We start from the raw sequence: 15,142 nt of genomic DNA on the forward strand, positions 1-15,142 counted from the left end.
ATGGGCTAGTAACAACGACACTCGTGAAACCATCTAAATTCCATATAAGTATTCTATATTTGATGTTAGAGAAGGAGGAAATAAATATATTTCTAATAGATATGACCATTCAGAATGCTCTCGGTCCATCCAGGTGTGCTGGCTAAAATCGGCCATCTGCGAATCGCACCGGATTATCAGAGTTGGTAATCGGCACCTGAATTTTTTGAGGGGTGACTGTTTGGTTGAATCCAATGGCTATTGACGAGGCCGACCAGTCGGATGCCGGGGATTTTTCCGAGGGCACGGCAGCCGACGCAGCGTCGGAGGGCGATCATGACCCCCACGGCGGGACGGACTCGAAGCCGTCCGTCAGCGTGGGTGAATATACGTGGGCAGATTTTATGGACGAATACGGACACGGCGAGGAGGTATCCGACCTATATGCTTCGATACCGGAACCCTCCGACCAGCTCGGACTCGACACCGACGAAGGCGAGGCCCCGAGAGTACCACGTGGCGACGACTGGCAGGGCGTAAATTTCGACCCTACCTCCTATCTCGGATTTCATCCTGACGACCTCGAGACGACCCTCGTGCCCGCCGCCGGTTCCGCCGCGAAGACACTCGAGGACCGATTTCTCGAGTACGCCGATCCGGCGACGACGCCGGTAGTCAAAGACGTTTGGACGTGGGAACACTACAAGTGGGAGTACTACTACGACGAGGACGGCTCCCGACCGCGAGATAGCAACGGCGAGGTCGTCCCCCACGACGGGGAAGACGCACTCGGATTCGATCCAGACACCATCGAAAACCAGCTGTCTGCTGCCGACGACGTGGCGATGGCACTGGACGAGGTCGTCGAGGACCGGACCGTCACCATTCAGGACGACTTCGACGAAGACGCGTTCTTTGCCAACGCCGACGGGACGACGACCGTCGCCAACCGCTACGATCTCGAGAAAGCCGTTCCCGACGCGAAGAAAGTGCACTTCCGGGAGGTCGAGCGTTACTGGGTGAACAAACCCTACGCCTACGTCATCATTTTCCATTCGGAGAAAGAAAACGAGAAGAAGTACTACGTCGTCGAACCGTATCTCAACGAGATCGAAACGGAGCTCAAGGAGTTTCTCTCCGGCAAACTTCGAACGGCGATCAAGTACTCCGAGGAGGGGATCAAACGGAAAGCCAAAGAGGACGGACGCCGATCGGTCATCGAAGACGAAACCAGGCGCCTGTTAAAACGGTATGATCTCTTCGAGACGGTATCGGGAACGTCCAGCGGAGGGCTACTCGAATCGTTCAGATCGATCCTCGGCGCCGCCACCAGTGACGATGACGACGACGAGCCGGCCGATCTACAAGGAATCGAGGCCCGTCCCGAACCGATCATTCTGGCAGAAGACTCCGATACGTTGAACGAGTATCAGGTCGAGAAGCTGCTCTACCTGCTCAAACGGAACTTCATCGGCTACGAACGGATCGACGGCATCAAACACGACATCAACGTCGAGGACATCTCCTGTGACGGCTACAATTCGCCGGTTTTCGTCTATCACTCCGAGTACGAACAGATCATCTCGAACATCTACCACGGGAAGGACGAACTCGACGACTTCGTGGTCAAACTCGCACAACGATCCGGGAAGGGGATCAGCAAACGGCTCCCACAAGTCGACGCGACCCTGCCCGACGGCTCGCGTGCGCAGTTAACCCTCGGCAAGGAAGTTTCCGACCACGGGACGAACTATACGATCCGGCAGTTCAAGGACGTCCCGTTTACCCCGATCGATCTCATCAATTGGAACACGTTCAGCCTGGAGGAGATGGCCTTTCTCTGGCTCTGTATCGAGAACCACAAGAGCCTGATCTTCGCCGGCGGTACCGCGTCCGGGAAGACAACCTCGCTGAATGCCGTCTCGCTGTTTATCCCGAGCAACGCCAAGATCGTCTCCATCGAGGACACTCGCGAGGTCGAACTCCCCCAGCGCAACTGGATCGCAAGCGTCACTCGACCATCGTTCTCCGACGACGAACAGGGCGATGTCGACGAGTTCGACCTACTCGAGGCCGCGCTCCGACAGCGCCCCGACTACATCGTGATGGGTGAGATCCGCGGTGAAGAAGGTCGAACCCTGTTCCAGGTCATGTCGACCGGCCACACCACCTACACCACGTTCCACGCCGACTCCGTCGACGAGGTTCTCAAGCGATTCACCACCGATCCGATCAACGTCTCGAAGACGATGTTCACCGCGCTGGATCTCGTCTCCATCCAGACCCAGACGCGAGTTCAGGGCTCGAAGGTCCGCCGAAACAAGTCCTTGACCGAGATCAACCACTACGAGGCCGAACACGACGAGATCAACGTCCAGGACGTCTATCAGTGGCAAGCCGAAACCGACGAGTTCCTCAAAATGGGGGACTCGAACACCTTAGAAGAGATCCGATTCGACCGCGGATGGAACCGCGACAAACTCGAGGAAGAGCTCTTCAAGCGGGAAGTCATTCTCGCGTATCTCATCAAAAACGGACTCAACACCTACGCCGAAGTCGCCGCGACGGCCCAGGCCTTCATCAACGATCCCGAGACGATCCTCACGCTCATCGCCAACGGCCAACTCGAGGCGAGTCTCGAGGACCTCAGAGAGATGGAAAGCGTCCTCATCGATGTCGATCCCGAAAAGGAAGCACTCGTTCCACGTCCCGATGCGACGACGGAAACGTACAATCTCTCGATGGACATCCTCGAACGAGCCGAAGAATCGCTATTCGACGAGTATCGCGGGAAGGTTCCAAGTGGTCTCGGGAGCGCACTCGGTGCCGTCGACGCCGACGACACCGTCGAAGTTGGTTCGGAAGACGGATCGGTGGATTTCGATGGGACGTTCGACGACGACGGCTGGGAGTTCGACGAAACGAGCACGTTCGGTGCCGACGGCGAGTCGACTGGCGACGAACCTGCCTGGCTCACCGACGACGAGCCGGCTGACTCGACCCCGGTGCCCGCCGACGCATCCACACAGGCAAGCGAGACGCAACCAGCCGCGGAAGTGACGACAGACGCGACGACGGCCGGTGAATCGACCAGCGGGGATCCACCCGAAGACGAGCCGATCGATGGACTGTTCGACGATATGGGCGACACCCTCGAGACGCTCGACGGCTCACGGCCTGTCGATACGTCGGGGTCGACATCTACGGACGGCGATTCGATGTTCCCGGACGGCAAACTCGAGACGGTGTTCGATCCGGACGGTGACGACGAGTCAGCTCTCGAGGAACCCGCCACCACTGACGGTCACGATGGCGAATCAGGATCGAACCCGACGCCACCAGTGGACGACCAGTCCGACCACGATGACGAGTCGATCTTCGGTGAGAGTACTGGTGGCCCATTTAGCGACGACTCGATCGACCTGAGCGAGGAGGGATCGCTGTTCGAGGGCCGCGAGACCAGAGACGACGACTCGATTTTCGGTGGTGAGGACGAGCGTGGCGAGGACACCGAGGGTCAGGAGCAATGAGTCTACAGACAGACGATCGACCGGCTGCAAGCGGCGTCTCGGCTGGCTCCGACACGCTCGGCGAGCTCTTTTACCCGCTGTACAGTCACCTGTTTAGCGACGATAGCGAGTTCGTCGCCGACGTCGAAATCAAACTCGCACAGGCACGAATGACCGATACCGTCGAACTCTACCTCTCTCGAGCGATCGGTATCGGGTTCATCAGCGGACTCGCACTGTGGCTGCTTGGGCTGTTGCTCGGCTACGGCCTGTTCGGGACCGGCATCGTCCGGATCAACCATATCATCGGCATTCCGGTCGGCAGCGATGCAGTGCTCGAGTTCATCGAGACCGTCCGCGTTCCCGCCGTCATCGTCGGTATCGGTCTCGTCTTCGGCTCGATCGGGTTCGCGCTCGGGTTCGGTTCGCTGGTCGCTATTCCATACTCACGTGCCTCGGCTCGCAAACGCGAGATCAACATGCTCCTGACCGACTCCGTTTCGTTCATGTACGCGCTGTCGGTCGGCGGGCTGAACCAACTCGAGATCATCGAGGCAATGTCCGAGGCCGACGATACCTACGGCGAGGTCGCCATGGAGTTTCAAAGTATCGTCAAAGAAACCGAATACTTCGATGTCGACTACCGGACGGCGATCCGCAAGCAGGCGATCGAGACGCCCAGTGACGAACTGTCGCAGTTTCTGACCGACATGCTCTCGATCATCAACAGCGGCGGTGACATGGAGAGCTTCCTCGAGGACAAAAAAGAACTCCACATGCGGACCGCAAAACAGGAGCAGGAACTCACCCTCGAGACGCTCGAGTTGTTCGGCGAGATGTACATGACGCTGTCGCTGTTCCCGCTGTTGTTGATCATCATCATGGTCGTCATGCAGATGATCCCGGATGCGACCGTCTCCAACGAGATGCTGTATATGACCGTCTACGCGCTGATTCCGCTGATGGGGATTGGCTTTCTCGTCCTCGTCTCGACGGTCAAACACGACGAGCCCGGCGACGGCTATCTGACGATGGACGACAGCGATCATCGTGTCCAGCGCGAACGGGGAGAGAGCGGGCTGCTCGATCTCGGGCTCGTCGAACAGTTCACCGGCGAACACAGCGTCTTCGATCGCATCAAGAGTCGCGAGGGGACCCACGAGACGGTCAACGTCCTGAAACAGCCACACATCTTCTTCCGGGACAACCCGCTGTTTACCCTCGCACTGACCGTGCCCATCTCGCTGGTCGTCGTCGTGATGGCGATGGTTTCGGGCTCCGCACCGCTGTCGTGGGACGACATGATCGCAAACCCGATCTGGGGCACGGTCATCTACGTCTACGTTCCGCTGTATATCATCGCGATTCCGCTCTCGATCTTTCGCGAGTGGAACGTGCGACACCGAAACGCCGTCGTCAGCCAACTCTCCGAAGACCTGCGCAAACTCTCGAGTGCCAACGATACCGGCCTCACGCTGCTGGAGTCGCTGCAGGCCGTCGCGGATACGACGAGTGGCAAACTCGCCCGCGAGTTCGAGTTGATGCACACCAAGGTCAACTACGGGACGAGTCTGAAAGAGGCGCTCATCGAGTTCAACAACAAGTATCACATCCCACGACTCGCCCGCTCGACGCGGCTGATCACCGAAGCTCAGGAAGCCTCGAACCAGATTTCGGACGTGTTACGCACGGCCGCCCGGGCCAGCGAGAATCACGACGATATCGAACGCGAACGCAAATCCCGCACCCGCATGCAGGTCGTGATCATCATCATGACGTTCATGACCGTGCTGGCGGTGATCGCCATCCTCCAGACGCAGTTCATCGAGACGATGGTTGGCCTCGAGACCGGCGGCGGCGAAGACATCGACACCGGCGGCGCTGGCGGCGGCCAGATGGCGGACGCGGACATGACCGAAAATATCGATGTCCCGATGCTGTCGGTGTTGTTCTTCCACGCGATCACGATCCAGGGGATCATCTCGGGGCTCATCTGTGGCTACATGCGAGATGCGGACATCCTGAGTGGCCTGAAGTACGTGATCGTGCTGTCGACGATTGCACTGGTCGGCTGGACGCTGGTCGCCTAACATGACCCAGGGAACACAACGAACGGTTTCGATCGGGTTCGACCCCCGCGCCCAGACGAATCAGGACTTCGTCATCGGTATCGGCGTGTTCATCATCGCGGTCGCGTTCGTCTTCACGACGATCCCGGACATCGTCGGCGTCTACTCGGGCACCAGCGACAGCGGCGATGTCGCACAGGTCGATCGCGTCGCCGGAACGGTCCTCGAGAACGAATCGCTCGAGACGGGGACGCCCAACCAGATCGACGGTGAAGGATTCAACCAGACGTTCGTCCAGGAGGGCCTCGACAACAGCTCGCTCGGGTTACGCGCCGACGACGGCTACCGCTTCGACCAGATCAACGTTACGATCGAACCGCTCGAGCGCGAGGGTGGCCAGCCACGACCGCTGAATTTGAGCGGCGACGGGGATCCGCTCGCAGCAGGCGATAGATATGACGACCAGTCTGCGGTAACGGCGACCCGAATCGTGACGGTGACCGACGTCGACGACGACGAATACCCCGATGTCGACTCGGAACACCCCGTGAGACTCGTCGTGAGGATGTGGTAACATGTGGGGGACAGATCGGTTCGGCCGGGACGAAACTGACCGCGGACAGGCCTACTCCCTCGAGGGCTTCGCCGCCGCTGCGGTCGTCCTCTTTGCCCTGCTGTTTGCGATGCAGTCGGTGGTGATCACGCCGGGGACGGGCGGGGCAGTCGATCGAACCTCGCAGGCCCAGATCCAACAGGAGACTCAGGATGCGCTTGTGGTTGCAGCGCATTCGAACGAGTCGGATCGCGGTAATCTCTCCGTCCTTGTGCACGACTGGGCCGACGGTGATATCGAGGAGTCGATGGATATCGACGATTTCGAGGACGAGTACACGTTGGGCTACATACTCGAGACCCACGTTGCAGCACCGTCCTATCCCAACGGCTACGAGGTGGAGTTTACCTATCTCAATTCCTCGGCTGACGGAGACGTAACCACCTCAGACCAAAACCGATCTATCGGCTCGAATATCACGGACCAGAGTGCAGTAACAGCGAGTTATACGATCCCACTATTCGATGAGACAGAACACGTTCCCGAATACGACGGTAGTAGCGAATCGATTCACAACATTGTGGAGGTGCGCGTAACAGTATGGTAACCGAGAGTACTCGCGATCGAGCGCAGGTGATCCTCATCGGTGCGATCGTTATCGCGTTCGTGATCCTCGGCGTCGTCGTCGTGTTGAACGGGTTGGTTCATACGGAGGAAGTGTCCTCGAGTTCGACAAGTCAAAGTACCACCGATTTAGCTGTCATAGAGTATGAACTTGAACAGGGTATTGCAGGATTAGGAAATGAGACTGTTAATTTGGGCGAAAATGATGATTTAGCATCTGCAATTGAAGATGCAGATGACGAACAGGATATGAGAGATATCTTTGACTTTGATGAGCCGGAGGACTGGAAAGACAGTGAGATTATCAAAGATGATTTTTCTAACGACTTTAAAAAAAGTAAGTCTTCTAGTAGAGGAGTAGTTACGAATATCACTGCTGTAGATACGTCCGTAACGATGGAGGGCGGGTCAAATATTAATGTTCCCGCAAATGAAGATAGAAACGTAATTGATTCAGATGACGAATTTCTTGGAAGAGTATTTGAATTCAAGATCGATTTTACAGGGAACCAGGAGTTGGATCTCAATATTGAAAATGGAAATGGTGAAACAGTAACCGTAGAGGTTGATGGTAACAACGATGAAATACGGATCAGCAACGGTGATAATTGCAATAATGTCGACTTACATCAAGCCGAAATTGATTTTGTATCTGGTGAACTTAATAATGTAGAAGAGTCATGCGATCTTGATGTTATAGACATTGATTCGTCATACAATGAGATACACATGGATAACAGGGGATCAAGTATAGATGTTGATTTTATTGGAATCGCCGGTTCTAATGACCTAAGTAGCGATTTCGAAATTCCGTGGATCTTGGAGATCATATATTCATACGATACCGAGAATATAGAATCGAACAGGTCTGTGGAAATTGATATGTACAGTGAGTTATTATGAATGATCGTGCCCTCTCCACTGCGGTCACCCACGTCCTCACGATGGGCATCACCACCATCCTCATCGCGATGTTGCTCATGAGCACCGGGGCGATGCTCGAGGGCTATAGCGATCGAAGCGCCGACCGGGCGCTCGAGACGGTCGGCGAGCGCGTCGCCGGCGAGATCGAGCGGACGGATCAGCTGGGTGGCGACGACGGTAACGCAACCGTCACCACAGAACATCCGCGGACGGTTGCGGGATCGGCGTATACGATCGAACCGCTCGAGACCGACGAGTGCGGGGAGAATACGTTCCTCGAGCAGGGCCAAAACTGTCTCCGGTTGAGTGCAACTGGGGCCAACGCCGAGAGCTACGTCCCCGTCGCGAACCGGACGGCGATGAACACCAGTAGTTCGGCGACGGGCGGGACGATCGTAATCGAACACGACGGCGAGGCGGAGGAGATTACACTCAGATGAGAGCCAACAGCCCCATCCCCGACACGGGGACGATGGACGAGCGGGGCGTTAGCGAGGTGCTGAGTTTCGTCCTGGTCTTTGGCATCATCCTCTCGTCGGTCGTCGTCGTCGGTATGGTCGGCTTCGATTCGATTCAGAGCTATCAGCAACTCGAGCAACAGGGCAACGCCGAGCGAGCGATGAACGCCTTCGCGGACAACGCGAACGACATCGTCCGATACGACGGGGTCAATCGCCGCGCGGGTGACCTGACGCTCCGGGAAGGAGTGGTCGATCCGGGTGCGAGTGGCTCAGAGATGAACGTCTCCGTACACGACGGCGGCGACGAACTGTGGAACTCGTCGGGGACGTACGGCGACGATATCGGCGCGTTCACCTACGAGTCCGAGTCGGGGACGATCGCCTACGAAGGTGGTGCCGTCTTCCGGGAAGCCACCGATGGCACCAGCGTCATGCGGACTGATCCGATGGTCACCTGCCGCGACGACGACATCGCGATGCTTTCGCTCGTCGTAATCAACGAGAGCGAGCAGTCGATTCAGGCGACCGACACCGTCGCGTTCGACATTCGAGAGAACGAAACCAAGAGCACGCGAACCGTATTCGACGATGCGGATACCCTCACGGTGTCGCTAAACGGGGACGACGGACACGAATCGGGGTGGGAGATGTACTTCGAGCACAACGGGTGGGACGAATCGTCCAACGAGTGGTCCTGTGAATCAGTCGAGCGCGTCTCTGTCGACATCGTCGAAGTCGATATCAGCTATCCTGAAATCGGCTGATCCTCAATCGGTGTCCTCCCAATCGCCGGTGAGCATCGCTCGCAACCCGGCTCGAGACGCGAGCGCCTGCACTCGTCGCCGATGTGTGTCGAGGTCACCGCCGGCCTCGAGGTAGAGTCCGTTCGAGAGTCCTCGCGGATCGTCCATCGACGAGCCATCGTCACGTGTTGGCTCGTCGTTCAGGATGGTCCGATCACCGTCCTCGGGTCGCCAGGGAACCCTGATTCCGGAGAGGCCACGCTCGAAGAGATACTCCGCAGTCTGGACGAGTGCCCCGTCCGAACTCGAGTGACCGATCGCGCCGATCGAGCCGCGCTCGTTGAAAAAGCGGACGACGTACTCGCTGTTGCCCGTCTCAGTCGCTGTGGTCGCCGATGGCTCGACCTGATCGTCAGCCAAGCTGTCGTCGCCAGCCGCCGAATCGGCGCCGGGAGACGATGTGGTCGCATCCGCATCGGGAACGTGGGTCGTCGGGTTGGCGTCGGAACCACTCGAGGCTGTGCTCTCGGCCGAGGGGCTGCCCTCGTCGTCGGCCGAATCGTCGGGCGCCCCATTCGATCGGTAGCTCGAGCCAGCCGGCGACGAATCGGCGGGTTCGATCGCCGTCGTGTACTCGTCAGTCGTCCCGTCGGTAAACTCGAGGGCGACATCGGCGGGTTCGGGGTGGTCGCCCTCGCCCCGGACGAACGAGACGATCAGTTTGTCGAGGAACCGTTCCGTCGCCGACTCGAATTCGCTGTCGTAGGGCTCGCTCTCGTCGGCGTGGTCCTGGAGCGTCGAGCGGATCGACTCGACGAGCGAGTTACGCTCGGTCGCGAGCTGTCGAGCGACGAACGCGCGGTCGTGATACTCGAGATGAGAGTCGAGCGAGCGGCGGGTGAAGTGGTCGATCGAACGCTCGTGGTCGGTGAGTGTGGTGTGGTGACATCCCAACCGATCGATGTCCATCGTTCCAGCGAGAAAGAGGAAATGCCGTCCGTTCGTGTAGATTGCTCTGTCGACGCCGGTCCAGGCCATCGCCTCGAGCAGGGCGGCCGCTCGAGATTCGGCAAGCGAGTCCTCGAGGGGTTCGACGGCGACGAAGAGAGCCGGGACCGAGTCGATCGAGAGGACGTACTCGAGGTGCGTGTCGTCGACGGCGACATTCGTCCGACAGGCGTTCGTATAGACGTTCCATCCGAGGGCGTCGAGAAACGGGTCGACGAAGTGCGCGCGCGTTTCGCAGGCGGTCGTCGGCGGGGCCGTCTCGAGGAGGCGTCGAGTCCGGCTGACGTACGGGCCGAGGTCGGGACCGGTCATCTATCGGTAGTATTCGGGCGATGTTCATGTAACGGTCGGTGAATCATCACCACGCGAAAGACCGTCTCACTCGCGGCAATAAATGCGAAGCCGCGCGTCTTCGACAGCGAAGGCCGATTGTAGGTTCGGTGGGATCGTTTCGGCCTTGCCAATGACGAGGATACCACCCGGTCGAAGCGACTGCGCGATGACCTCGAGCATGGACGCTTTGTAATCGTTGTCGATGTAGATGAAGAGGTTTCGACAGACAACCAGATCGAATCCGGATTTTGGCTCGCCGTTGATCAGGTCGTGGCGTTCGAACGAGACGGGACGTTTCACGCGGTCGGTAACGTGGTATGCCCGGTCGTCGACATCGATGTACTGGTCGTGGTCGTCGAGAAAGTCGAGTTGATCGCCGATATCGACGGTTCGGGATTCCTCGTAGACGCCGCGTCGTGCGGTCTCGAGTGCGGGTCGGCTGATGTCGGTGCCCAGAACCTCGACGGTATCGGCCTCGAGTCGCCGGTCGTCGTGGACGAGCATCGACAGCGAGTAGGCTTCCCGCCCGTCTGCACACGCTGCAGACCAGATGCGTATCTCGTCGGTTTCGTCCTCGAGGTGACGAAGTACCTCCCGGATGCCGGCCCAGACATCCGGATTGCGAAAGAATTCGGTGACGTTGATGCTCATCGACTCGAGCAGCGCCGTCTGTTCGTCGGCGTTCCGCCGCAGCAACCTCGCGTAGTCGGCGTACCCGTCGCGTTGGGTTCGGCGGATGCGCGAGGAAATGCGACGATCGAGATAACTATCATTGTAGTGACTCGTCGCAAAGCCGAGTTCGTCTTCGACGAAGGTGAGTATGTCTTCGAATGCGCCGTCGGTCACAGTCGGTTCACTCCGTGGTCGGCCTCGTCGGCAGCCTTGACCACGAGTTCACCCGTCCCAGGCGTAAACGTCACGGTTCGACCGTGTTCGCCACCGATGTCTTCGGCGACGATCGGCACGCCGAGTTTCTCGAGTTCGTCTCTGGCCGCGACGACGTTTCGGTGGCCGACGCCGTCGCCGAAGCTTTCGAACTCGAACATGTCGCTGCCGCCTGCGAGTTTCGCTTCGACGCTCGTGTAACTCGCGCCGCGTTCGACCATTCGCCGTAGCAGTGCCCGGATCGCCGTGTCAGCGTATTTTCCGGGTTTGCGGTCGCTGTTTGCCATTGCATCACCGTCCGGTAACATCGCGTGGGCGAGACCGCCAATTTCGGTCTCCGGATCGTACAACGCGATAGCGAGACACGAGCCAAGCCCGTGAGAGGTGAGTGTATCGCCACCATCGCTGACGGCCAGTTCGGAGATACCGACCTTGACCGGCGACGGTGCGCCCGGTTCGCTGCCGTAGGTCTTCATGATTGGTCGATTTCTTGGAATTCCGCAGTCGTCGGCGCGTCCTCGATTCGATCGGTGTCGAGATCGTTCAACGCGCGCTCGAGGTCGGATTCGTCGGGGATCGCATACACTTCACAGTCGAATGCCTGGCCGTCGGCGACGACGACCGTGTCGAAGACGAAGGCATACTCCTGGTGTTCGCCGAGTTGGATGATAACGGGATCGACGGCTGCCGTCCCCATATCGTGGATGAATTCGGGGGTCGAGTGATCGATCGTCGTATCCAGAACGTTCGCCCAGCCATCGAGAAAGCCACTGGCCATGATGTTGCCCAGTTCGGTGATCGCGCTGCGGCCCATCTCGTCGAACTCGTCGGAGTCGACCGACATCGGTACCATCGCGTCGACGATCTCGTGGGCCGAGTCCTCGTCGAACAAAAACAGCAGGTAGCCACTCGGGATGCCGTCGAATTCGAACGCGACGCCAACCAGTTTTTCGTCCGGTACCTGCTCGGAAATCGCCTCGAGCGAGACGAAGTTCAGCCGCCGGATGTCGACGCTCGTCTCGATACCGGTCAGCGTCGTCGCGGCTTTGGCCATCTCCTCGGCACCGCGTTCGGCCATACGGTCGAAACCGTCGAGTTTGTCGTACTCGATACCGTCGCTGGTCCGGAGACGGTCTAACAACGTCGCCATCGAATCCCGCGTCGGAAACAGGAAATGATCGAACTCGATTTCGGCGTCGAGCGTCTCGATCCGGCTCTGAAAGAGCAACGCAAGATCGTCGTCTGTCGGGGCGTCATCAACATCGTCGACGAACGGACCCGCCGAATCACCCTCGACGAACTCCGGCGTCGACATATCGATGACCGACTCCAAGACGTCCGCCCAGCCGTCGATGAACCCGCTGTTCATCACCTGTCCGACCTCCGTGACGGCGCTTTTGGACATCTGGTTGAACTCGCTCTCGTCGGCATCGATATCGCCCTCGAGATGCGATTCCGCGAGTAATGCGTCGACGATTTGCCGGGCATCGCCGCGGTCGAAGACGACAATCGAGTGGCCCTCGATTGCACCGCTCAGACCGACCCGAACACCGACGTTATCCGACGAATCCGCCAAATCCCGACGTATCTCTCGGCCGCGCATGAAGTTCAACTTCGTGACACCGACTCGCGTCTCGACGTCGGTCATGTGGGTGAGTCGGCCTGCGGCGAGTCCGGTCCCTTCTCGAGCCATTCGGTAGAACGTCCCGAGCGTATTGACATCGAGTTTCATGTCGTCTGTATGTCGATATCGTTGACCATTTCGACGAACTCTGCCAAGTCCGGAAACGCGTATATTTCGGCCTCGATCTGATAGCTCGGCACCGTCAGATCCGAGTCGAAAAACAGGGCCAGATCGTCGTCGCCGAGGTTTGCCGTTCGGGTGACGACCTCCTCACCCGGTGCGTAGACGAGTTGCGGTGCCGCGACATCGATCACCATCCCGAGGACATCCGCCCAACCGTCGATGAAGCCACTGGCCATCATGTTGCCCATCTCCTCGACGGCGCTACGGGCCATCTTGCCGGAGACATCGGACATGTCGTCGACGACATCGTTTAACATGATCGCCGTGATCTTCTTGGCACTCGCTTCGGGGAACAACACGAGGATGTGGCCGTGTGGCGGATCGAGCAACCGGACGCGGACACCGACGCGCTTGCCGGGTTCCAGTTGGGAGCCGATATCGTCGACATCGATGAAGTTCGTCTTCGTGACCTCCATCTGGGCGTCTTCACCGGTCAGTTTCCCCATGTTATCGGCAACGCCGTTCGTGCCAACTTTCGCCATCTCGTTTATGAAGCTCAGCTTCCGGATATCGACCATCAACGTCATCGCTGCCTCCGTTGGTGTTGGTGTTTGATCATAGTGTTGTCACATCTAGAATGGTTACGACCTCGCCTCTACCACGAACCGTTGCACCACTGATACCGGGAATATCGCGCATGAATCCTTCGAACGGTTTGACGACGACCTCCTGCTGGCCACGGACGGAGTCACACTCGAGCGCAACCGGACGAACGTCGTCGCGAATCCGTACGAGCATTCCGTTCTCGGCGTCGCTCGATGGTGTCTCGAGTTCGTCGGCCAGCGAAAGGACCGAATAGCGTTCGTCGCCGACGGCCAACACGGATTCGCCATCGACGGTCTCGGCTGCCTCGACCGGTTCGACGTCGTGAACAGCAGTCGTCGGGATGCCGAACTCCTCGCCGCCACACTCGACGAACAACACGTCGTCGATCGCGAGCGAGACCGGCAGCGTCATCGTGACCGTCGTTCCCGATCCAGGCTCACTGTCGACCGAAATCGTGCCGTCGAGTTCCGTTACCGTCCGTTCGACGACATCCATTCCCACCCCGCGACCGCTCACGTCGGTCACTTCCTCGGCTGTCGAGAGGCCGGGATGGAAGACGAGTTCGAACGCCTCGTCGTCCGACAGCGACCGCGCTTCGTCTTCGGTGATGACACCGGCGTCGACGGCTTCGGCGGTAAGCTGATCCGGGTCGAGACCGCGGCCATCATCGGAGACCGTGATCGTCACCTGATCGCGTGTGCGGGTCGCTCGCACCTCGATCTGTCCTTCGCGTGGCTTGGTGGCAGCGTCGCGCTCTTCGGGTGGCTCGATGCCATGATCGACGGCGTTTCGAACCAGGTGAACCAGCGGATCCCGGAGCCGATCGAGGATCGTTCGATCGATTTCGACATCGGAACCACGGATATCGATGGCAACCTCTTTGTCCTGTTCACGGGCGACATCTCGAACGACGCGTGGCAGCCGGTTCGTCACCGTTTCGACCGGGACGAGCCGAACGTCCATCACCGTTCCCTGGAGATCGGTCAACAGATCCTCGAGATCGTCGAGCTCCGTATCGATCGCGTCCAGATCGAGATCGTTGTCGACGGCGTGACGAAGCCGGACGCGGCTCGTTACCAGTCCTTCGACCAAGTTGAGCAAGTCGTCGATCTGTTCGACATCGACACGGACCGACTGGCTCTCGTTCTCGATCGTCTCTTCGTCGTCGCGGTCGATCGAATCGGGAACAGTAAGCTCGGGAATCTCGAGATCAGGCTCCTCGACGACTGTGACGAGTTGCTCGTCCGCAGCCGTCGATTCCTCGTCTTCAGAGCCTGTCTCGGCCGTATCGAACCATTCCTCGTCCTCCAACGACGTCTCGTCGAGGGCATCGGTACCGAAGGTTTCTTCGAAGGAGTCCCCGGAGTCGTCCTCGAGATCGAGCAGTTCGACTGGATCGTCTTCGACCGCCTCGGACGAAGGCGGCGCGTCCGTCCCCTCGAACTCGGTTTCGGTCGCCCCCCTACTCGAGCCCGCTGGCGCCGACGCCGTCCCGTCCGATTCGGTCGAGTCGCTCGAGTCCCCGAGTTCCTCCGGATCTGACTCTTTCGTGGCGTCGTCTCGAACGGTCCAGTCGTCGACACCACCAGCCTCGGACGTATCGAACGAGTCGGCAGTCTCCTCGAACGAATCATCGAAGTCGGTCTCGGACGTATCGAACGAGCCGGCAGTCTCCTCGAACGAGTCATCGAAGTCGGTCTC

13 protein-coding genes are annotated in these 15,142 nt (G+C 58.8%); 7 read left to right on the forward strand and 6 right to left on the reverse strand.

Features of this window, described 5'->3' with window-relative positions; all coding sequences use genetic code 11:
- The first annotated feature begins 233 nt into the window (after positions 1–233).
- From D8Y22_RS20305 to D8Y22_RS20335, 7 genes are read left to right on the forward strand one after another with little or no spacing between them, the layout of a single operon-like run.
- On the forward strand, positions 234–3,509 hold the full coding sequence (locus D8Y22_RS20305) for a type II/IV secretion system ATPase subunit (RefSeq protein WP_141466463.1): 3,276 nt from the start codon (positions 234–236) through the stop codon (positions 3,507–3,509).
- Complete coding sequence (locus D8Y22_RS20310; RefSeq protein ID WP_141466464.1) at positions 3,506–5,578, forward strand: type II secretion system F family protein; 2,073 nt, start codon at positions 3,506–3,508, stop codon at positions 5,576–5,578. Before D8Y22_RS20305 ends, D8Y22_RS20310 begins: the two co-directional genes overlap by 4 nt.
- 1 nt (position 5,579) lies before the next feature.
- Positions 5,580–6,131, forward strand: coding sequence for a DUF7287 family protein (locus tag D8Y22_RS20315; RefSeq protein WP_141466465.1), 552 nt, complete (start codon positions 5,580–5,582; stop codon positions 6,129–6,131).
- Position 6,132: 1 nt separating this feature from the next.
- Positions 6,133–6,717: a DUF7288 family protein gene (locus D8Y22_RS20320; RefSeq protein ID WP_141466466.1), complete on the forward strand. Its 585-nt coding sequence runs from the start codon at positions 6,133–6,135 to the stop codon at positions 6,715–6,717.
- Complete coding sequence (locus tag D8Y22_RS20325) at positions 6,711–7,637, forward strand: hypothetical protein (RefSeq protein WP_141466467.1); 927 nt, start codon at positions 6,711–6,713, stop codon at positions 7,635–7,637. The genes D8Y22_RS20320 and D8Y22_RS20325 overlap by 7 nt, the downstream gene beginning before the upstream one ends.
- Entirely contained in the window at positions 7,634–8,098 is a 465-nt protein-coding gene (locus D8Y22_RS20330) for a DUF7266 family protein (protein ID WP_141466468.1), read from the forward strand. Before D8Y22_RS20325 ends, D8Y22_RS20330 begins: the two co-directional genes overlap by 4 nt.
- Positions 8,095–8,883, forward strand: a complete 789-nt coding sequence (locus D8Y22_RS20335; protein ID WP_141466469.1) for a DUF7289 family protein — start codon at positions 8,095–8,097, stop codon at positions 8,881–8,883. The genes D8Y22_RS20330 and D8Y22_RS20335 overlap by 4 nt, the downstream gene beginning before the upstream one ends.
- 3 nt (positions 8,884–8,886) lie before the next feature.
- Here the strand turns inward: D8Y22_RS20335 and D8Y22_RS20340 are convergent, their stop codons facing one another.
- From D8Y22_RS20340 to D8Y22_RS22610, 6 genes are all read right to left on the reverse strand, one after another.
- On the reverse strand, positions 8,887–10,182 hold the full coding sequence (locus tag D8Y22_RS20340; RefSeq protein WP_141466470.1) for a hypothetical protein: 1,296 nt from the start codon (positions 10,180–10,182) through the stop codon (positions 8,887–8,889).
- Between the two features lie 66 nt (positions 10,183–10,248).
- Complete coding sequence (locus D8Y22_RS20345; RefSeq protein WP_141466471.1) at positions 10,249–11,049, reverse strand: CheR family methyltransferase; 801 nt, start codon at positions 11,047–11,049, stop codon at positions 10,249–10,251.
- Positions 11,046–11,564, reverse strand: coding sequence for a chemotaxis protein CheD (locus tag D8Y22_RS20350; protein ID WP_141466472.1), 519 nt, complete (start codon positions 11,562–11,564; stop codon positions 11,046–11,048). Before D8Y22_RS20350 ends, D8Y22_RS20345 begins: the two co-directional genes overlap by 4 nt.
- On the reverse strand, positions 11,561–12,820 hold the full coding sequence (locus tag D8Y22_RS20355; protein ID WP_141466473.1) for a chemotaxis protein CheC: 1,260 nt from the start codon (positions 12,818–12,820) through the stop codon (positions 11,561–11,563). Before D8Y22_RS20355 ends, D8Y22_RS20350 begins: the two co-directional genes overlap by 4 nt.
- On the reverse strand, positions 12,817–13,422 hold the full coding sequence (locus D8Y22_RS20360; RefSeq protein WP_141466474.1) for a chemotaxis protein CheC: 606 nt from the start codon (positions 13,420–13,422) through the stop codon (positions 12,817–12,819). The genes D8Y22_RS20355 and D8Y22_RS20360 overlap by 4 nt, the downstream gene beginning before the upstream one ends.
- A gap of 28 nt (positions 13,423–13,450) precedes the next feature.
- Positions 13,451–15,142 (reverse strand): chemotaxis protein CheA (locus tag D8Y22_RS22610; RefSeq protein ID WP_174811942.1); only part of this gene is annotated, 1,692 nt, incomplete at its 5' end.

The sequence above is a fragment of the Salinadaptatus halalkaliphilus genome, assembly GCF_006543045.1.
Taxonomy (GTDB): Archaea; Halobacteriota; Halobacteria; order Halobacteriales; family Natrialbaceae; genus Salinadaptatus; species Salinadaptatus halalkaliphilus.